The sequence below is a fragment of the Microbacterium sp. NPDC012755 genome (genome assembly GCF_042901325.1).
GTDB classification, from domain to species: Bacteria; Actinomycetota; Actinomycetes; order Actinomycetales; family Microbacteriaceae; genus Microbacterium; species Microbacterium natoriense.
Map to the genome: position 1 here is coordinate 1,939,036 of NZ_JBIBCT010000001.1, position 17,974 is coordinate 1,957,009.

A 17,974-nucleotide genomic window follows, 5' to 3' on the forward strand; every position below is an offset into this window, starting at 1 on the left:
GGTCAGTCGGTCTCGACGATCTCGGAGTCGGCGTTCCGGCGGATCGAGTCGATGCCGTTGAGGGCTCCCGACTTCGAGGAGTAGCCCTCGCTGGACAGCGCGATGACCTCGCCGTTGCCCGCCTTCAGACGGAACCGGTACTCGCCGGACTTGTCGGTGTACAGCTCCCACTTGCCTGCCATGAGGCGTCCTTTCTCTTCGGATCGAGGGAACGACGCCCCTCCCGGGAACACGCTAGCCCCGGGAGGCAGCGGGGGGAAGGGCGTCGTCACGAATCGTCGCGGCGGCGTTCAACCGCGCGGATGCACCGCGACGGGTTCGGGGGACACGGCGATGCGCACGCGGTCTCCGAAGGCGGGGTGGATGCCGGGGGAGTGCTGCAGACGCACGAGCTCACCCGACTCCGTGCGCACCAGGGTGCGCCGCATGCTGCCGAGGAAGGTGCTCTCCTCGACGAGGGCGTCGGTGGCGGCATCCGCCTCCGATGCGAAGTACACGTTCTCCGGGCGCAGGTACACGTCGACGGGGCCGTCCGCGGGGTTCTGGAGCGGAAGCCGCTGCCCCCACACCGTGACGTGATCGCCCTCGGCCACTCCGGAGACGACGCTGGAGAGCCCGACGAACGCGGCCACCCCTGCCGTGGACGGAGTCGTGTACAGCTGCTCGGGAGAGCCGATCTGCTCGATCCGGCCGGAGTTCATCACCGCGATCCGATCGGACACCGCGAGGGCCTCCTCCTGATCGTGGGTGACGAACACCGTCGTGATGCCGAGCCGCAGCTGGATGCGGCGGATCTCGTCGCGCAGCTGCACCCTGACCTTCGCGTCGAGCGCGGAGAGCGGCTCGTCGAGCAGGAGCACCTTCGGCTCGGTGACGAGAGCCCTGGCGAGTGCCACGCGCTGCTGCTGGCCGCCGGAGAGCTGATGCGGGAAACGGTCGGCGAAGTCTGCGAGGCCGACGAGAGCGAGGGCGTCGAGGGCCCGCGCCGCGGCATCCGCCTTGCCTGTGCCACGACGACGCAGACCGAAGGCGGTGTTGTCGACCACCCTCAGATGCGGGAACAGCGAATACGACTGGAACACCATTCCGATGTCGCGCTTGTTCGTCGGCACGCGGGAGACGTCCCCTCCGCCGAGGAGCACGGCGCCCTGGTCGGCGCCCTCGAGGCCGGCGAGCACCCGCAGGAGCGTGGTCTTGCCGCAGCCCGACGGGCCCAGCAGCGAGACGAACTCGCCCGGAGCGATGTCGAGGTCGACGCCGTGCAGCACGGTGGTGCCGGCATAGCTCTTCACGATGCCCTGCAGCTGCACGCGGGTGCCCTCTCCCGCCTCGGCGAGGAGGATGTTGTCGGCAGTCCGGGGAAGAGTCATGAGCGGGCCTTTCGGGTGCCGCGCGCGAGGCGGCCGATGAGGAGGAGCAGGGCGAAGACGAGCAGCAGCGCCAGCAGCGTGAAGATCGCCGGGGCATACGGGTCCTGCTTTCCGACCACGACCATGGCGGTCTGGAACACGGGCCGGTTCAGCAGCGATGCGATCGTGAACTCGCCGAGGACCACGGCGATCGAGATGAGGGAAGCGGCGAGCAGCCCCTGGCGCAGGTTGGGTGCGAGCACCCGGAGGACGACGGTCGGCCAGCTGGCACCGAGCGAGCGCGCGGCCTCCGAGAGGGTGCGCAGATCGGCCGCGTCGATGGATGCCTGGATCGAGCGGTAGGCGAAGGGCAGAACCGTGATGCCGTATGCGAACGCGAGTGTCCAGGTCCCGGTGCCGAGTGCCCGCCCGATCTGCAGGTAGATCGGGGCGAGGCCGACGACGAGCACGATCGCGGGGATGGAGATCGGCAACAGGGCGACGAACTCGAACACCGGCTTGAGCCTCGTGAAACGAAGATTCACGAGGATCATGGTCGGTGCGAGGATCAGCAGCACGATCACGACCGTGACGAGGGCGAGCACCAGCGAATTGCCGAGACCGATCCAGATCGGCTTGATCGCGGCGGACTTCACCGGGTCGAACAGGGCGATCCAGCGCGCGAACGAGAGCCCGCCCTTCGGATCGCGCAGCGTGTACAGCAGCGTGGAGACCAACGGGATCGCGAAGAACGCACCGACGAGGATGCCGATGATCCAGCGGGTCAGTGGCGAGGGGCCGAGGCGGTTCATGCCTGCCACCTCGCAGCCCGACGCTGGACGGACGAGTACAGCGCCATCACGATGCCGACGATGACGATCATGCCGAGAGCGAGGGCCCCTGCGAGGTTCTCGCGGCCGAGCACGGTCTCGCTGGTCAGCGCCGTGCGGATCTGCAGGGGAACGATCTGCGACCCCTGGCTGGCGAGGGCCGCCGCGGTCGCGTACGACGAGAACGCGTTGGCGAACAGCAGCAGCAGGCTGGCGAGGAACGAGGGAGCGAGCACCGGGATGCCGATGCGCAGCCAGAAGCTCGTCCTGGTGCCGCCGAGCGTGAGGTTGGCCTCGGCCCACTGCGGCTTGAGAGCGGCGAGGGCGGGCATGAAGGTGATGACCATGAGCGGGACCTGGAAGTAGATGTAGGGCAGGATCAGCCCGGGCAGCTCGTACAGCCACGTGCCGTTCTCGTAGATGTTGAGACCGAACGTGTCCTTGAGGAGGAGCGTCATGACGCCCTGGATGCCGATCGTCGCGATGAAGGCGAAGGCGAGCATGACGCCGCCGAACTGGGCGAGCACGCCGGCCGCGGCATCCACCGTCTGACGGACGATGCCCTCGGGGTTCATGCCGAGGAGCGCGTAGCAGACGAGAGCGCCGACGACCGCTCCGACGGCGGCGGTCAGCAGCGACAGCCAGGCGGAGTTGGCGAAGGTCGTGAGCACGACCGGGTCGACGAGGGCGGTCAGGTTCGTCCAGGTGAAGCTGCCGTCCTTCGTGAAGAAGCCCGAGCCGATGGAGAGCACCGTCGGGACGGCGAGGAACAGGACCACGTAGACCGCGAAGGGGACGAGTCCCAGCCAGGAGAAGGAAGGGGCGAACCGCCGGACCCGCGAGGGTCCGGCGGTCGGGGTGGGGGCGGATGCCGCGGCATCCGCCCCCGTCAGCGCAGTCGAGGTCACTGGACCGCCGCTGCCCACTTCTCGCCGAGGAGCTTTCCGGCGTCGGCGGACTGCTTCTCGGTCGGGACGACCGTCTTCTCCGGGGCCTCGGGGAGCTTCGCGAGGAGGTCCTTGTCGATCGTGCCGGCCTCGGTCATCGCGTCGACGCGGGCCGGGCGTGCGCCGCCCTTGAGCCACAGGTTCTGCACGTCGTCGCTGTACAGGAACTCCTGCCACAGGCGCGCGGCCGCCGGGTGCGGGGCGTCGGCGTTGATCGCCTGGTTGTAGTAGCTGGAGTAGCCGGTGCCCGGGAGGACGACGACCTTCCAGTTCTCGTTGTCCTTCTGGTGCGACGTGTTCAGGTAGTCCCAGTCGAAGACGACGGGCGTCTCACCGCTCGCGACGGTCGAGGTGGTCACGTCGACCTTGAGCAGGTTGCCGGCCTTCTGCAGCTTCGAGAAGAAGTCGATGCCGGGCTCGAAGTCGTCGAGGGTGCCGTCGGACTGCACGGTGGCGAGGCCGACCGCCGCGAAGGCCGCTCCGGCCTGCGTCGGGTCGCCGTTCAGCGCCACGGCGCCCTTGTAGTCGGCGCCGAGCAGGTCGTCGAGGGTCTTCGGGGCGTCGTACTTCGACGAGTCGTAGCCGATCGACATGTACCCGCCGTAGTCGCCGACGAAGAGACCCGTGGACTCCTTGAGGTTGTCGGGGATCTCGTCCCACGTCTGCACCTTGTAGGGGGCGAAGCTCTTCGTGTTCTGCAGGGCGACCGCGATGCCGAGGTCGAACACGTCGGGCGCGGTGTCGAGGCCCTTGTTCGTCTCGGCGGCCTGGATCTCCTCGGCGCTGGACACGTCGGGGGAGGCCTCGTTGATGGTGATCTCCGGGTACTTCTTCGCGAAGAGATCGAGGATCTCGCCGTAGTTCGCCCAGTCGCGGGGGAGGGCGATGACGTTGAGCGCGCCCTCGGCCTTGGCTGCGGCCTCGAGGTCGGCGAACGTGCCGAAGTCGGAGACGGAGGTCGCGGATGCCGCGTCGACCTTGTCGCCATCAGCGGCGGGAGCGTCGCCGCCGGATGCGCATCCGGCCAGGACGAGCGCGGCCGTGGCGGCGAGGGCGATGCCGGCGCCGAAGCGGGCGCGGCGGGGGAAGTGTGCCATGAGGGTCCTCTCGGTGTCCGGCGCGGGTACGCCGGGTCGGGTTGCGAGTGGACGCTACGGGGTGGAGGTTGCCGATCGTCGCGGGTCCGGTGAACGACAGATGACCGGGTGGTGGCTGACGGATGCTGCGGGTCGGCTGACGCCCCGGGGAGAGGCGCCGGGAAGAGGCCCCGGGGAGAGGCGCCGGGTCAGTCGCCGGGGTCAGTCCTGAGGGATGCGGAGCTTGAAGCCCACGTGCGAGCCCGTGTAGCCCAGCCGCTCGTAGAAGCGGTGCGCGTCGACGCGGGCCGCATCCGAGGTGAGCTGGACCATCGCCGCATCCAGCGCGGGGGCCGCGGCATCCGCCACCCAGCGCATCATCGCCGACCCGATCCCCGATGAGCGCAGATCGCTCCGGACTCGGACGGCTTCGACGAGGAGCCGCCGTGCGCCGCGGCGGGCCATGCCGGGGATGGACGTCAGCTGCATCGTGCCGACGACGCGGCCGTCGAGCTCGACGACCACCAGGTCGTTCGACGCCTCGGCGAGGATCTCGGCGAGGGCGGTCTCGTACGCGGGACGGTCCTCGGCCGAGGCCACGTCGCCCCGCGCCGCGCTGATCGGGTCGTCGGAGAGCAGAGTGATGAGAGCATCCGCATCGTCAGCCGTCGCGCGCCTCAGCGTGGCCCGTCCGGCTCGGGATTCGAAGACGTGCGGCAGCGGCAGGGCGTCGAGCATGCTCCCAGTCTGACATCCTGGGCGGATGGACATCGGCGCTGTGCTCGGGCTGGAGCAGCTCACCTGGGGCACGCTGATCCTCGTCGTGATCGCCGCGTTCGCCGCCGGCTGGATCGACGCCGTCGTGGGTGGCGGCGGTCTGCTGCAGCTGCCCGCTCTGCTCCTGATCCCCGGGATGGCTCCGGTGCAGGCCCTCGCGACGAACAAGCTCGCCTCTGTCTTCGGCACGGCGACGAGCAGCATCACCTACTACCGCAGGGCCAAGCCCGACATCCGCACGGCGGTGCCGATGGCGGTGATCGCGCTCTTCGGGTCGTTCGGCGGGGCGGCCGTCGCGACGGTGCTCCCGTCCGCCGCATTCAAGCCGATCATCGTCGTCGCGCTTTTGGCCGTGGCGCTGTTCACGGCCTTCCGCCCGCAGATGGGGGCCGCGACGCAGCTGCGCTTCAGCGGCCACCGGCATCACATCGCGGCGGGGGCGGCCGGCCTCGGGATCGGCTTCTACGACGGCATGATCGGCCCCGGTACCGGCACGTTCCTCGTGATCACCCTGGTCGCTCTCCTGGGATACGACTTCCTGCAGGCGAGCGCCAAGGCGAAGATCGTGAACTTCGCGACCAACGCCGGGGCGCTGCTGCTGTTCATCCCGCACGGCTCGGTGCTGTGGCTGCTGGGCGGCATCCTCGCCGTCGCGAACGTGGCGGGGAGCTACCTCGGGTCGCGCATGGCGATCTCCCGCGGCACGACGTTCATCCGCGTCGTCTTCCTCATCGTGGTCATCGGCCTCATCGCGAAGCTCGGCCTCGACGTCTGGAACGAGAACATCGCCCCGGCGCTCGGCTTGCCCGGTCGTTGAGCGAGGGGCGAAGCGACGAGACGAAACGCCCCATGCTCCAGGGAACATGAGGCGTTTCGTCTCGCTTCGCTCGCTCAACGACCGGGAGGCTTCGCTCGCTCAGCAACCGCGTGGCTGAGGTCGCACAACGACCGGGTGGCTGGGGTCGCTCAGTGACCGCATGGTTTCGCTCGCTCAACGACCGGGAGGATGAGGTCGCTCAGCGAGCGGGTGGTCGGGCGCCGTGCGAGGGTCAGGCCTCGACGTCCTCCGGGACGAAGTCGACGCCGGCCTCGGCGCGCTGCTCGGGGCTGATGGGCGCCGGAGCTGAGGTGAGCGGGTCGAAGCCGCCGCCCGACTTCGGGAAGGCGATCACGTCGCGGATCGACTCGCTCTTCGACAGGTGCTGCAGCACGCGGTCCATGCCCAGCGCGATGCCTCCGTGCGGCGGTGCGCCGAACTTGAACGCGTCGAGCAGGAAGCCGAACTGCTCCTGTGCGACCTCGTCGCTGATGCCCATGACCTCGAACACGCGCTTCTGCACGTCTTCGCGGTGGATGCGGATCGATCCGCCGCCGAGCTCGGAGCCGTTGCACACGATGTCGTACGCGTAGGCGAGAGCCGAGCCGGGGTCGGTGTCGAAGGTGTCCTCGAACTCGGGCTTCGGGCCCGTGAAGGCGTGGTGCACAGCGGTCCATGCCCCTGCGCCCACGGCGACGTCGCCCGAGGCGACGGCATCCGCTGCGGACTCGAACATCGGAGCGTCGACGACCCAGGTGAACGCGAACTCGTCCGGGTTCAGGTAGCCGAGGCGGCGGCCGATCTCGACGCGCGCGGCGCCGAGGAGCGCGCGGCTCTCCTTCGCCGAACCCGCGGCGAAGAACACGCAGTCGCCGGACTCGGCGCCGACGAGCGCCGCGAGCCCTGCCTGCTCGGCCTCGGACAGGTTCTTGGCGGCGGGGCCGCCGAGCGAACCGTCCTCGTTGAAGAGCACGTAGGCGAGGCCGCGGGCGCCGCGCTGCTTGGCCCAGTCCTGCCAGGCGTCGAGCTGCTTGCGGGGCTGCGAGGCTCCGCCGGGCATGCGAACGGCGCCGACGTACTCCGCCTGGAACACGCGGAACGGCGTCTCAGCGAAGTACTCGGTGGCCTCGACGAGCTCCAGGCCGAAGCGCAGGTCGGGCTTGTCGGAGCCGTACTTCGCCATGGCGTCGGCGTACGTGATGCGCGGCAGCGGGGTCTGCACCTCGACGCCGATCGTCTTCCACATGGCGACGACGAGCGACTCCATGAGGGCGATGACGTCTTCCTGGTCGACGAAGCTCATCTCGATGTCGAGCTGCGTGAACTCCGGCTGACGGTCGGCGCGGAAGTCCTCGTCGCGGTAGCAGCGCGCGATCTGGAAGTACTTCTCCACGCCGCCGACCATGAGCAGCTGCTTGAACAGCTGCGGCGACTGGGGCAGTGCATACCAGCTGCCCGGGTGCAGGCGCGCGGGCACGACGAAGTCGCGGGCGCCCTCGGGGGTGGAGCGCGTGAGCGTCGGCGTCTCCACCTCGGTGAAGTCCTCCGCGTGCAGCACGTCGCGGATCGCCTTGTAGACGTTCGAGCGCAGACGGAGAGCGGATGCCGTCGCAGGACGCCGCAGGTCGAGGTAGCGGTACTTGAGGCGAGCCTCCTCGCCCACGTTCTCGGTCTCGGCGAGAGCCGTGGAGACCTGGAACGGCAGCGGGGCCGACTCGTTCAGCACGACGACGTCGCTCGCGATGAGCTCGATCTCGCCGGTCGGCAGGTTCGGGTTCTCGTTGCCGTCCGGGCGACGCGACACCTCTCCGGTGACCTTGAGGACGAACTCGTTGCGCAGCGGGTGGGCCACCTCTTCGTCGCGGATGACGACCTGGGCGATGCCCGAGGCATCCCGAAGATCGATGAACGCGACTCCTCCGTGATCACGACGACGATCGACCCAGCCCGTGAGGGTGACGGTCTGACCGATGTTCTCGGCTCGCAGGGAGCCTGCGGAGTGAGTGCGAAGCACGGAGGATTCCTCCTGATCTGGGAAATGATGAACCCGCCCATTCTACGTGGGCGCGGATCGCCTCCCCGCCGGTGTGGTGTCGATCAGTATGATCGCCTCGACACAGCCATCACACAGAAAGGGTGCATCGTGGACTCCAACGGCATCTCCGATCTCTACGCATCGATCTTCTCCGGCACGACCGGTCTGATCGCGCTCGTCTTCTACGTCCTGGTGGCCATCGGCCTGTGGAAGGTGTTCTCCAAGGCGGGGTACCCCGGCATCCTCGCGATCATCCCGATCGTGAACATCGTCATCCTGGTGCGCATCGCCGGGATGTCCGGATGGCTCGCACTGCTGTACCTCATCCCGATCGTCGGTTTCGTGTTCGGCATCATCGTGGCGATCAAGCTCGGTGAGCGCTTCGGCAAGGGCGGCGTCTTCTCGTTCTTCCTGCTGTTCCTGTTCCCCTACATCGGCTACCTGATCCTCGGTTTCGGCGAGTCCCGCTACAGCAAGGCCTGACGTGCCGGCGAAGCGACTGCACCTCGTCCGCCACGGCGAGGTGCACAATCCCGCGCGGGTGCTCTACGGGCGGCTGCCCGATTACCACCTGAGCACCGCGGGACGTCGCATGGCGCAGGCGGCGGCCGATCACGTGGCCTCCTTGGATCGGCCGGTCGCCGCCCTGTACTCCTCGCCGCTGGAGCGGGCGCAGGAGTCGTCGGAGCCCTTCGCGGTGCGGTTCGACCTGGTGCCGGAGATCGACATCCGCATCATCGAGCCGACCAACGTGTTCGAGGGCACTCGGATGCGCCGCTCTCTCATGAATCCGCTCAACTGGTGGCATCTGCGGCAGCCGTCGCTGCCGAGCTGGGGCGAGCCGTACACCTCGATCGCGGAGCGGATGCTGGGCGCCATGGGCGAGGCCTGGCAGGCAGCCGATGACGGCGACGTGGTGATGGTCTCGCACCAGGCGCCGATCTGGATCACGCATCTCCGCGTGGCAGGCCTGCCGTTGCGGCACGACCCGCGCACGCGGAGATGTGCGCTGTCGAGCGTCACGTCGTTCGAGCTCGTCGGCGACGTGTGGCGCGAGGTCGCCTATGCGGAACCGGCGACGACCGAGGGCGCCGTGGACGTCGGCGCCGTCTGACATCTGACGCCCTCGGCGCTCCGGGTCAGCGCTCGGCGGCCAGCAGCGACTGGATGATCCCCACCGCGGCGAGCTGGCCGGCCGTCGCCGCCAGCATCACGGCGGCCATCGGTCCCGGCAGCGTCGCGCGGTGCGCGAGATCGCCGGCCGCGAAGACGCCGGGCGCGGAGGTGCGTCCGAAGTCGTCGATCTCGATCGCGCCGGACTCGAGCATCCGCAGGTCGAGCTGCGCCGCGAACGGTGCGCGCTGACGCATCGTCCCCGAGGCGACGAAGACACCGGCGACGGTGTGCTCGGCGTCGGACGTGCGCACCACGACACCGGCGTCAGCGGCCGAGACCGCGACGACCGCCGAGCCGCTCACCCTGGCGCCGCGGGCCTCGAGGGCCACGGCCTCCTCGGTCGTGAAGGCGGTCCCCACGGGGAGGACCGAGATCTCGCTCACGATCCGTCGGAGCATGCTGATCAGGTGCTCGGCGCGCGCCGCTCCACCGAGGACCGCGATCGGCTTCCCCGCGTGCTCGTGGCCGTCGCAGAAGGGGCAGGAGAATGCTCGGGTGCCCCAGAGTTCCGACAGCCCGGCGATCTCGGGCAGGTCGTCGACCACCCCGGTCGCGAGGATGATGTTCCGCCCCGATGCCGTGGAGCCGTCGGCGAGCGCCACGGTGAAGTCTCCCTCGCCGCCGGACACGCTCTCGGCGCGGACATCGCGGACCTCCACGTCGTCGTAGGCGCCGAGCTGCGCGCGTGCGGTCGCCCGGAACTCGGCGGGAGGGGTGCCGTCGTTCGCGACGACGTTGTGCATGTGCAGCACCGTGCCGTTGCGGTATTCGCCCGAGTCCAGGAGCAGCACCGACCGGTGCATGCGTCCGAGCGTGAGTGCCGCCTGCAGGCCCGCGGGGCCTGCGCCGATGACGATCGCGTCGTACATGTGCGGGTGTCCTTCCGTGGATGGGGTTGCGTTCCCGCTCAGTCTGTGACTTCATGTCGACATGAAGTCAAGCGCCGAGCATCCGTGGTCCGTCGGCGAGGTCGCCGCCCGCTTCGACCTCCCCACCAACGTGCTGCGGCACTGGGAGGCGGTGGGCCTGCTGCGGCCCGAACGCGACATGGCCGACCGGCGCCGCTACGGGGAGGACGAGGTCGTCCGCATCGCCGTGATCCAGCGCAGCAAGGCGGCGGGGATGAGCCTCGAGCAGATCGGGGTGCTGCTCGACGACGGGAGCGCTGGTCGGCATCAGGTGCTGCAGGAGCACCTCGACGATCTGGACCGGCGCATGGAGGAGATGCGCCGGTCGAGAGAGATGACCGAGCACGCGATGCGCTGCCGGTCGCACGACATCGCCACCTGCCCGCGTTTCCGCGAGGGTGTCGCCGACGTCCTCGCCCGGTTCTGACGCCCTTCCAGGCGCTCCGAGAACGGTCTCACGCGGAGGCCCCACCCGTCCGGCTCACGCATAGGAACCCTTGCGTAGACTGGGAATCGTGCCACTCGCCTCGACGGTTCGCCCGATCCGCAGCGGCCGCCGCTCCCGCACTCGCGTCCTTCGTGGTGCGGTCGGAGCCGCGCTCGCCGCGGTGTTCGCCATCGGCCTCAGCGCCTGCGCCCCCGATGCCGTCAGCGACTCGTTCCTGAGCGGCGAGAACACCGGCTACGTGGCCGCCGACGGCGCGATCGTCGAGATCCCCGTCGCCGAGCGCGACGAACCCGTCGACTTCGCCGGTGTCACCGAGGCGGGGGAGAAGTTCTCCAGCGCCGACATCGCCGGCAAGGTCACTGTCGTGAACTTCTGGTACGCGGGCTGCGCTCCGTGCCGCGTCGAGGCGGGCGACCTCGAAGCGGTCTGGCAGAAGTTCGGAGACCAGGGCGTCTCCTTCATCGGCATCAACACGAGGGATCAGGCCGACACCGCCAAGGCCTTCTCCGACGAGTACGGCATCACCTACCCGAGCCTGATCGACGTCGACACCGCGGAGGCGAAGCTCGCGTTCGCCGAGGTCGTGCCGATCCAGGCCACGCCGACCACGCTGGTGCTCGACAAGCAGGGCCGCGTCGCCGCCCGCATCATCGGGCCGATCGACAGTCCGTCGATCCTCTCCACGCTCGTCAAGGACGCGCTCGCGGAGACCTCGTGAGCGCGCGGGGTGCGCTGTGAACCCCGAGGTCATCATCAACTCGGGTGCGCTCTGGTTGGCGATCCCTGTGGCGATGCTGGCGGGGCTCATCTCCTTCCTCTCTCCGTGCGTGCTCCCGCTCGTCCCCGGATACCTCGGCTTCCTCGGCGGTGCGGTGTCGCCGCGCGCTGCGCAGGGACGACCGAACGCCGTCGCCCCAGGGCGCGGTCGTCTCGTGCTGGGAGTGCTGCTCTTCATCCTCGGCTTCAGCGTCGTCTTCGTCGCCATCACGGCGCTCGGCGGCGTCGCGAACGTGTTCCTGATCCGGTGGGGCGATCTGATCACCCGCATCCTCGGCGTCGTGATCATCATCATGGGCCTGGTGTTCCTCGGGCTCTTCGGCTTCGCCCAGCGCGAGTTCCGATTCCACGTCGACTCGAAGCTCGGCGTCGCCGGAGCCCCGCTGCTCGGTGTCGCGCTCGGCATCGGGTGGGCGCCCTGTCTCGGGCCCACTCTCACGGCGATCTTCGCGCTCTCGTTCAATGCGGGCGACCCGGTGCGTGCAGGATTCCTCGGGCTCGCGTACTCGCTCGGCCTCGGCATCCCGTTCCTGCTCGTCGCCCTCGGGTTCGGCTGGGCGACGAGGGCCATCGGCTTCCTGCGCCGCCACATCCGCGTGGTGAACGTCATCGGCGGCGTCCTGCTCATCGTGCTCGGCATCCTCATGGTGACCGGGCTGTGGACCGACATCATGTCCCGGCTGACGGCGGTGATGAACAGTGTCATCCTCCCGCTCTGACCTGAACGACCAGAAGGACCCCGTGGACACCGACCCGCTGCGCCCGTCCGACCACATCGACGGCGACGACACGATCGTCCAGCCCAAGCTCGGTTTCGTCGGCTGGCTGCGGTGGGGATGGCGCCAGCTCACCTCGATGCGCACGGCCCTGATCCTGCTGCTCGTGCTCGCGATCGCGGCGATCCCCGGCTCGATCTTCCCCCAGCGCATGGCCGACCCCAACGGCGTGACGCAGTGGGAGCGCAACAACCCCGACATCTTCCCGGTGCTCGACTCGCTGAAGATGTTCGACGTCTACCTGTCGCCGTGGTTCTCGGCGATCTATCTGCTGCTGTTCACCTCTCTCGTCGGCTGCGTGATCCCGCGCATCAAGCACCACCTCAAGGCCCTGCAGGCGCGCCCGCCGCGCACCCCCGCCCGGCTGAAGAGGCTCGCCGACTTCCGTGCGGTGGAGCGCACGAGCACGGATGCCGCCGCCGACGCGGCCGCGTCCATCGACATCGCCCAGAAGCAGCTGAAGGCCCTCGGATACCGCGTCGAGCGCTACGACGCCGGGCGCACCTTCTCGGTCTCCGCCGAGCGCGGGTACTGGCGCGAGACGGGCAACCTGCTCTTCCACATCGCGCTGGTCGGCGTGCTCATCACGGTCGGCGTCGGCGGCGGCTTCGCCTACACCGGTCAGCGCGTGCTGGTCGAGGGGGAGACCTTCGCGAACACCCTTCTCGACTACGACTCCATGAACCGCGGCCGCTTCGTCGGCGACGGGGCTCTCACGCCCTACTCGATGCGGCTCGACAGCTTCGACGTCACCTACCAGCCGTTCGGAGAGCCGGGATCGGGGCAGGCCGGCGACTTCTCCGCCAACGTCACGCTCAAGGAGAACGGTGACACGCGCACCGGCTCGGTGAAGGTGAACCATCCGCTCGAGGTCGGCGGCGACCGGATCTACCTGCTCGGCAACGGCTACGCGCCGACCATCACGGTCCGCAACGCCGACGGCAAGGTCGTCTTCAAGAACAGCGTCCCCTTCCTCCCGCAGGACACGAGCATGACCTCGCTCGGCGTCGTCAAGGTCACCGACGGGATGCCGGAACAGCTCGGTCTCCTCGGGTTCTTCTACCCCACCACCGGCGTGCTCGACACGGGGGCCTTCTTCTCCGCGTACGGGGATCTGACCAACCCCACGCTCACCCTCGACGTGTACTCGGGTGACCTCGGGATCAACGAGGGCACGCCCCGCTCGGTCTACGTGCTCGACACCACGGGGATGACGAAGCTCACCGGCCGCACGACGGACGTCGAGTCGATCAAGCTGACCCCGGGCAAGACCGCAGATCTCCCGAACGGGCTCGGCACCGTGACGTTCGAAGACGAGTCCCCCGCAGGGGCGACCGACCTCACGCACTCGGTGAAGAGATTCGCGTCGCTGCAGATCCACCACGACGCGTCGTCGGTGTGGGTGCTCGTGTTCGCCCTCCTGGCCCTCGGCGGGCTGATGCTGGCGCTCTTCGTGCCGCGTCGTCGCGTGTGGGTCAAGGCGACCCACTCCGGTGACGGGGTCTCCCTGGAGTACGCCGGTCTGGCGCGAGGCGAGGACCCCACGCTCGGCGCCGCCGTCGACGACCTCGTGGCCGGGCACGCACGGCTGCTCGACGCCGCCGGTGTCACGGCCGCCCATGAGGCGGAAGACGAATCCGAGCCCCCGGCATCCGAGCCCCCGGCATCCGACACTCCGAAAGTAGACTGACAGCATGCTCGAGCTCACCGTGATCTCGCCCGTCCTCCTGTGGACCGCGATCGCGATCTACGCGGCCTCCTTCGTGGCGTACGCCTTCGACCTGGCGCGCCGCTCGCAGGCGACGGCCGATGCGAAGACCGTCCGCGAGGGCGAGCTCGTCGGCGTCGGCGCCCGCGGGGGAGCGCCGACGGTCACCGCGACCGGCGCCGCTGCGGATCCCGCGCCGCAGCGCTTCGTGATGGCGCGCATCGGCACCTCGCTGACGATCCTCGCATGGGTGTTCCACCTCGCCGCCGTCGTCACCCGCAGCATCGCGGCCGGACGCGTCCCGTGGGCGAACCTCTACGAGTTCGCGATGATCGGCACGCTCCTGATCGTCCTCGTCTACCTCGTCGTGCTCACCCGGATCGACCTCCGCTACCTCGGCACCTTCATCACCGGTCTCGTGGTGGTCCTGCTCGGACTCGCCGCGACGAACTTCTACGTCGCCGTCACGCCCCTGATGGACCCGCTGAAGAGCATCTGGCTGATCATCCACGTGTTCGTCGCGTCGCTCGCCACGGCGTTCTTCGCGCTCGCGTTCGCACTCTCGGTGATCCAGCTCATGCAGGCCCGCCGCGAGCGGCTGGTGCGCGAGGAGGCCGCGAAGACCGGCCCAGGATTCCTCCGCACGCTGCCGGGGTCCGACCGCCTCGAGAGCCTCGCCTACCGCTTCACGATCATCGGCTTCATCCTGTGGACGTTCACGCTGATCGCAGGGTCCATCTGGGCGCAGGACGCCTGGGGTCGCTACTGGGGCTTCGACGTCAAGGAGACCTGGACCTTCGTGATCTGGGTCGTGTACGCGGGCTACATCCACGCCAGGGCGACGCGCGGCTGGCGCGGCAACCCGTCGGCATGGCTGTCGATCGTCGGCTTCGCGTCGGTGATGTTCAACTTCACCATCGTGAACGTCTTCTTCAAGGGCCTGCACGCGTACTCGGGCCTCAGCTGAGCGCGGAGCCCCGCTCTCAGAACGGCCAGATCAGCGGCACGTAGAACACCGCCACCGCGAAGAACAGCGCCATCAGAGGCAGACCGAGCTTGGCGTAGTCGCCGAAGCGGTAGCCCCCGGGCTCCATCACCATCAGGTTCGCGGGGGTGGCGACCGGCGTGAGGAACGCCGCCGCCCCGGCCACCGTCAGCGCCATCATGAACGGCATCACGGACGCGTCCATGGCCGAGGAGAGGGCCACGGCCACCGGTGCGACGATGAGCACCGTGGCGGTGTTGCTGATGAGCTGGCCGAGCACGAGCGTGATCAGCACGATGACGGCGACCGCCGCATGAGGACCTGATTCTCCGAGGAACGAGCGCAGCCCGTCGGCGATCAGCTGCGCCGCGCCCGTCTCCTGGAAGGCGGTCGAGAGCGGGATCATCCCGGCGACGAGGATCACCGTGGTCCAGGAGATCGCGCGGTAGGCCCGGGTGATCGAGACGACTCCGGTGAGGATCAGGGCGCCGGCGGCGAGGAGCCCGGCGATCGCCGCGGGCACGATGCCCGTCGCGAGCAGCACGATCATCGCGAGCAGGATCACGGCCGTCCGCTTGGCTCCGGCCCCGAGCGGCACGGAGCGACGCAGGGTCAGCGGCGCGTCCACCACGAGCACCTCCTCGCGCTTCGCGGTGTGCCGCTGCAGATCGTCCCACGACCCGTCGAGCAGCAGGGCGTCTCCGGCGCTGAGCTCGGTGCCCGATTCGTCGAAGGCCTCCTCGCCGCGACGGACGCCCAGGATGACGAGGTCGCCGCTGGGCGTGCACATTCCGGGGAACACGTGCAGCCCGATCAGCGAGGACCGAGGAGGCACGACGACCTCGGCGACGCCGCGCGCCGGAGACATCAGAGCACGCTCGGGGGCGATCTCGTAGTCGGCCCGCAGCGCGGCGGCGAGCTGCTCCAGGTCGACCGGGGCCGACACCGGGCTGCGCGTCGGCAGCAGGCGCGAACCGAGCAGCAGGATGATCGCGAGAGTTCCGACGAGGAGGGGGAGGCCGGCCAGAGCGAACTCGAAGAACCCGAACTGCCTGCCCCCATTCTCGGCGGCGATGTCGGAGACGATGATGTTCACCGGGGTCCCGGTCAGGGCGAGCATCGAACCGGCGTGCGCGGAGAACGCCAGCGGCATCAGCATCTGCGAGGGCGCTATGCCCGCGCGCGCCGCCACCACGACCACCAGGGGCAGCAGCGAGGCGACCGACCCGTTCACGCTGATCACGGCGGTCAGCACGGCGGTGAGCAGCCCGATCGTCAGCAGCAGTCTCCGGCGCCGGGTGCCGGTCCTGGCGATGACCTCCTGCCCGGCCCAGGCGACGATGCCGGTGGCCTCCAGAGCCTCGCTCACGACGAAGAGCGAGGCGATGAACAGCACCGTCGGATCGCCGAATCCGGACAGCGCGGTGTTCAGATCGAGGACGCCGAAGAGGTACAGCGCGATCGAGACGCCCACGGCGACGACCCCGAGCGGGATCCGGTTCGAGACGAACGCGATCACCGCGCAGAGCAGGATGACGAGGGTGGAGGTGATCGGATCCATTGGTTCACACAATAGAAGGCCGCGACGTCAAGGGGACCCCCTAGTTCTAGGGGGTCAGCTTGCCCCGGCATCCCTCGCGCCAAGATCATGGGGCTATGGCTGGCGATATGACGCTGAGTGCCCCCGACGCCGATCGCAAGGGGTTCCTGAACTGGATCGAGAAGGTCGGTAACAAAGTCCCTGATCCGACGATCATGTTCGTCTATCTGATCGGGTTCATCGCCGTCCTCTCCTTCCTGCTCGCCTGGGCCGGAGTCTCCGTCACCGACGAGGTGGTCGTCCCCGGTCCGCAGAGCCAGCTGGACGAGCTCAACGAGCAGTTCGGCGGCGGCTGGCAGATCTACGACACCACCACCGGGCTGCCGGCCGAGACACCCGACTACACGATCGAGGAGCGCACCTTCGAGGTGCGCAACCTCCTCTCCATCGAGGGCGTTCGCTTCTTCTTCTCCTCCTTCGTCGACAACTTCGCCGGGTTCGGAGTCGTCGCCGTCGTGCTGATCGCGATGGCGGGCGTCGGCGTCGCCGAGCACGCCGGCCTCATGGGGGCGATGATCCGTCGCGTCGTGAAGGTCGCGCCGCGCCGCTGGATCGCCGCGATCCTCATCTTCGTTGGCGTGCTCTCCTCGGTCGCCACGGATGCCGGGTATCTGATCCTGGTCCCGCTCGCGGCCGCGGCCTTCCTCACCGTCGGGCGGCATCCGCTCGCGGGGCTCGCCGGGGCGTTCGCGGGCGTCGGAGCCGCGTTCGGCGCCAACATCCTGATCACCCCGAGCGACAGCATGCTCACCGAGATCACCAACGAGGTGCTCACCGCTGCGGGCATGCAGCCGATCGAGGTGACCCAGAACTGGTACTTCGGCATCGTGTCGACGCTGCTGCTGACCACGGTCGCCCTGCTCGTGACCATGTTCATCACCGAGAAGCGGCTCGGTTCGTACGACCGCTCGGAGATGACCGTCGCCGACGAGGCCGACGGCGTCGACCACGATGCCGAGGCCCGAGGGCTCCGCTTCTCCTTCTGGGCGCTGCTCGGCTATCTCGCCGTGATACTGCTGCTGACCCTTCCCCCTGGTGCTCCGCTGCGCGACCCTGAGACGGGCGACATCATCGGCACGACGCCGTTCATGGCGAGCCTGGTGTTCATCATCTCGCTCGCGTTCCTCGTGTGCGGTGTCGCCTACGGCGCCGGGGCGAGGACGCTCAGGGGAGGTTCGGCCGCGGTCGGAGCCATCGCGAAGACGTTCGCCAGCCTCGGCGGACTGCTGGTGATGTTCCTGATGATCGCCCAGTTCATCGCGCTGTTCAACTGGACCAACCTGCCCACCGTCGCCGCGGTGTCGGCCGCCGAGCTCCTGCAGCAGGCGAGCGTGCCGGCGATCGTGCTCCTGCTCGCGTTCATCCTCGTGATCGTGATCCTCGACTTCATCCTCCCGGGGCTCGTGCCCAAGTGGGTGATCTTCGCTCCGGTGTTCATCCCGATCTTCGCCTCGCTCGACGTCGCACCGCAGACTCTGCTGGCGGCGTACCGGGTGGGCGACTCCCCGGTCAACGTGCTCACCCCGTTGATGGTGTACCTGCCGTTCATGGTGACCGTCGCGCAGCGCTACAAGAAGGACGCGGGCATCGGCACGATCATCGCGCTGATGATCCCGTACGCGGTCTGGATGCTGATCTCCTGGGTGGCCCTCTACGTCGTGTGGTTCCTCCTCGGCATCCCGTGGGGACCCGGCTCACCGGTCGACGTCGTCGGCTGACCCTCCCCGCCGTCCGGCCTCACCCTCCCCCGGGACCGGGCGGCGGG

18 protein-coding genes are annotated in these 17,974 nt (G+C 68.9%); 9 read left to right on the forward strand and 9 right to left on the reverse strand.

Going from position 1 to position 17,974, the window contains the following annotated elements:
* Window positions 1-2 precede the first annotated feature (2 nt).
* The 6 genes from ACFY5A_RS08965 to ACFY5A_RS08990 form a co-directional block, all read right to left on the reverse strand.
* On the reverse strand, window positions 3-182 hold the full coding sequence (locus ACFY5A_RS08965; protein WP_105675965.1) for a DUF1508 domain-containing protein: 180 nt from the start codon (window positions 180-182) through the stop codon (window positions 3-5).
* 108 nt (window positions 183-290) lie between these two features.
* A complete protein-coding gene (locus ACFY5A_RS08970) occupies window positions 291-1,370 on the reverse strand; it encodes an ABC transporter ATP-binding protein (RefSeq protein WP_387233291.1) in 1,080 nt (359 codons plus the stop codon).
* Window positions 1,367-2,161: an ABC transporter permease gene (locus tag ACFY5A_RS08975; protein ID WP_223587046.1), complete on the reverse strand. Its 795-nt coding sequence runs from the start codon at window positions 2,159-2,161 to the stop codon at window positions 1,367-1,369. Before ACFY5A_RS08975 ends, ACFY5A_RS08970 begins: the two co-directional genes overlap by 4 nt.
* The gene (locus tag ACFY5A_RS08980) at window positions 2,158-3,087 is read right to left on the reverse strand and encodes an ABC transporter permease (RefSeq protein WP_387233294.1); all 930 of its coding nucleotides are present in this window, start codon (window positions 3,085-3,087) and stop codon (window positions 2,158-2,160) included. The genes ACFY5A_RS08975 and ACFY5A_RS08980 overlap by 4 nt, the downstream gene beginning before the upstream one ends.
* Window positions 3,084-4,223, reverse strand: a complete 1,140-nt coding sequence (locus tag ACFY5A_RS08985) for an ABC transporter substrate-binding protein (RefSeq protein WP_105675974.1) — start codon at window positions 4,221-4,223, stop codon at window positions 3,084-3,086. The genes ACFY5A_RS08980 and ACFY5A_RS08985 overlap by 4 nt, the downstream gene beginning before the upstream one ends.
* 201 nt (window positions 4,224-4,424) lie before the next feature.
* On the reverse strand, window positions 4,425-4,940 hold the full coding sequence (locus ACFY5A_RS08990) for a GNAT family N-acetyltransferase (RefSeq protein WP_223587043.1): 516 nt from the start codon (window positions 4,938-4,940) through the stop codon (window positions 4,425-4,427).
* 25 nt (window positions 4,941-4,965) lie between these two features.
* On the opposite strand from ACFY5A_RS08990, the gene ACFY5A_RS08995 reads away from it, so the two are divergent.
* Window positions 4,966-5,796: a sulfite exporter TauE/SafE family protein gene (locus ACFY5A_RS08995; RefSeq protein WP_387233298.1), complete on the forward strand. Its 831-nt coding sequence runs from the start codon at window positions 4,966-4,968 to the stop codon at window positions 5,794-5,796.
* 232 nt (window positions 5,797-6,028) lie between these two features.
* On the opposite strand, the gene aspS is transcribed toward ACFY5A_RS08995, so the two are convergent.
* A complete protein-coding gene (aspS, locus tag ACFY5A_RS09000) occupies window positions 6,029-7,810 on the reverse strand; it encodes an aspartate--tRNA ligase (RefSeq protein WP_387233301.1) in 1,782 nt (593 codons plus the stop codon).
* A gap of 129 nt (window positions 7,811-7,939) precedes the next feature.
* Here aspS and ACFY5A_RS09005 point away from each other — a divergent pair, with 129 nt between their 5' ends.
* Complete coding sequence (locus ACFY5A_RS09005; protein WP_105675982.1) at window positions 7,940-8,314, forward strand: DUF5684 domain-containing protein; 375 nt, start codon at window positions 7,940-7,942, stop codon at window positions 8,312-8,314.
* A gap of 1 nt (window position 8,315) precedes the next feature.
* Window positions 8,316-8,945 (forward strand): histidine phosphatase family protein, encoded by a 630-nt coding sequence (locus ACFY5A_RS09010; RefSeq protein WP_105675984.1) that lies wholly within the window; start codon window positions 8,316-8,318, stop codon window positions 8,943-8,945.
* Between the two features lie 25 nt (window positions 8,946-8,970).
* Here ACFY5A_RS09010 and ACFY5A_RS09015 read toward each other — a convergent pair whose 3' ends face one another.
* Window positions 8,971-9,876 (reverse strand): NAD(P)/FAD-dependent oxidoreductase, encoded by a 906-nt coding sequence (locus ACFY5A_RS09015; protein ID WP_387233305.1) that lies wholly within the window; start codon window positions 9,874-9,876, stop codon window positions 8,971-8,973.
* A gap of 61 nt (window positions 9,877-9,937) precedes the next feature.
* Here ACFY5A_RS09015 and ACFY5A_RS09020 point away from each other — a divergent pair, with 61 nt between their 5' ends.
* The 5 genes from ACFY5A_RS09020 (at window position 9,938) to ccsB (ending at window position 14,591) form a co-directional block, all read left to right on the forward strand.
* On the forward strand, window positions 9,938-10,342 hold the full coding sequence (locus tag ACFY5A_RS09020) for a MerR family transcriptional regulator (RefSeq protein WP_341940121.1): 405 nt from the start codon (window positions 9,938-9,940) through the stop codon (window positions 10,340-10,342).
* A gap of 88 nt (window positions 10,343-10,430) precedes the next feature.
* Window positions 10,431-11,081 (forward strand): TlpA family protein disulfide reductase, encoded by a 651-nt coding sequence (locus ACFY5A_RS09025; RefSeq protein WP_387233308.1) that lies wholly within the window; start codon window positions 10,431-10,433, stop codon window positions 11,079-11,081.
* A 16-nt stretch (window positions 11,082-11,097) separates the two neighbouring features.
* Window positions 11,098-11,859: a cytochrome c biogenesis CcdA family protein gene (locus tag ACFY5A_RS09030; RefSeq protein ID WP_223587038.1), complete on the forward strand. Its 762-nt coding sequence runs from the start codon at window positions 11,098-11,100 to the stop codon at window positions 11,857-11,859.
* Window positions 11,860-11,881: 22 nt separating this feature from the next.
* Window positions 11,882-13,606 (forward strand): cytochrome c biogenesis protein ResB, encoded by a 1,725-nt coding sequence (locus ACFY5A_RS09035; RefSeq protein WP_387233313.1) that lies wholly within the window; start codon window positions 11,882-11,884, stop codon window positions 13,604-13,606.
* Window positions 13,607-13,610: 4 nt separating this feature from the next.
* Entirely contained in the window at window positions 13,611-14,591 is a 981-nt protein-coding gene (ccsB, locus tag ACFY5A_RS09040; RefSeq protein ID WP_105675994.1) for a c-type cytochrome biogenesis protein CcsB, read from the forward strand.
* A gap of 16 nt (window positions 14,592-14,607) precedes the next feature.
* Here the strand turns inward: ccsB and ACFY5A_RS09045 are convergent, their stop codons facing one another.
* Window positions 14,608-16,170 (reverse strand): SLC13 family permease, encoded by a 1,563-nt coding sequence (locus ACFY5A_RS09045; RefSeq protein WP_387233316.1) that lies wholly within the window; start codon window positions 16,168-16,170, stop codon window positions 14,608-14,610.
* 95 nt (window positions 16,171-16,265) lie between these two features.
* Here ACFY5A_RS09045 and ACFY5A_RS09050 point away from each other — a divergent pair, with 95 nt between their 5' ends.
* The gene (locus ACFY5A_RS09050) at window positions 16,266-17,927 is read left to right on the forward strand and encodes an AbgT family transporter (RefSeq protein WP_387233319.1); all 1,662 of its coding nucleotides are present in this window, start codon (window positions 16,266-16,268) and stop codon (window positions 17,925-17,927) included.
* The last annotated feature ends 47 nt before the right edge of the window (window positions 17,928-17,974 follow it).

What these genes read in the sequence shown, in the direction of transcription:
- ACFY5A_RS09015 (WP_387233305.1), bottom strand. Translation starts at nt 9,876, where the DNA reads ATGTACGACGCGATCGTCATCGGCGCAGGCCCCGCGGGCCTGCAGGCG.
- ACFY5A_RS08990 (WP_223587043.1), bottom strand. Translation starts at nt 4,940, where the DNA reads ATGCTCGACGCCCTGCCGCTGCCGCACGTCTTCGAATCCCGAGCCGGA.
- ACFY5A_RS08970 (WP_387233291.1), bottom strand. Translation starts at nt 1,370, where the DNA reads ATGACTCTTCCCCGGACTGCCGACAACATCCTCCTCGCCGAGGCGGGA.
- ACFY5A_RS08975 (WP_223587046.1), bottom strand. Translation starts at nt 2,161, where the DNA reads ATGAACCGCCTCGGCCCCTCGCCACTGACCCGCTGGATCATCGGCATC.
- ACFY5A_RS09045 (WP_387233316.1), bottom strand. Translation starts at nt 16,170, where the DNA reads ATGGATCCGATCACCTCCACCCTCGTCATCCTGCTCTGCGCGGTGATC.
- ACFY5A_RS08985 (WP_105675974.1), bottom strand. Translation starts at nt 4,223, where the DNA reads ATGGCACACTTCCCCCGCCGCGCCCGCTTCGGCGCCGGCATCGCCCTC.
- ACFY5A_RS09050 (WP_387233319.1), top strand. Translation starts at nt 16,266, where the DNA reads ATGGCTGGCGATATGACGCTGAGTGCCCCCGACGCCGATCGCAAGGGG.
- ACFY5A_RS09020 (WP_341940121.1), top strand. Translation starts at nt 9,938, where the DNA reads ATGAAGTCAAGCGCCGAGCATCCGTGGTCCGTCGGCGAGGTCGCCGCC.
- ACFY5A_RS08965 (WP_105675965.1), bottom strand. Translation starts at nt 182, where the DNA reads ATGGCAGGCAAGTGGGAGCTGTACACCGACAAGTCCGGCGAGTACCGG.
- ccsB (WP_105675994.1), top strand. Translation starts at nt 13,611, where the DNA reads ATGCTCGAGCTCACCGTGATCTCGCCCGTCCTCCTGTGGACCGCGATC.
- ACFY5A_RS08995 (WP_387233298.1), top strand. Translation starts at nt 4,966, where the DNA reads ATGGACATCGGCGCTGTGCTCGGGCTGGAGCAGCTCACCTGGGGCACG.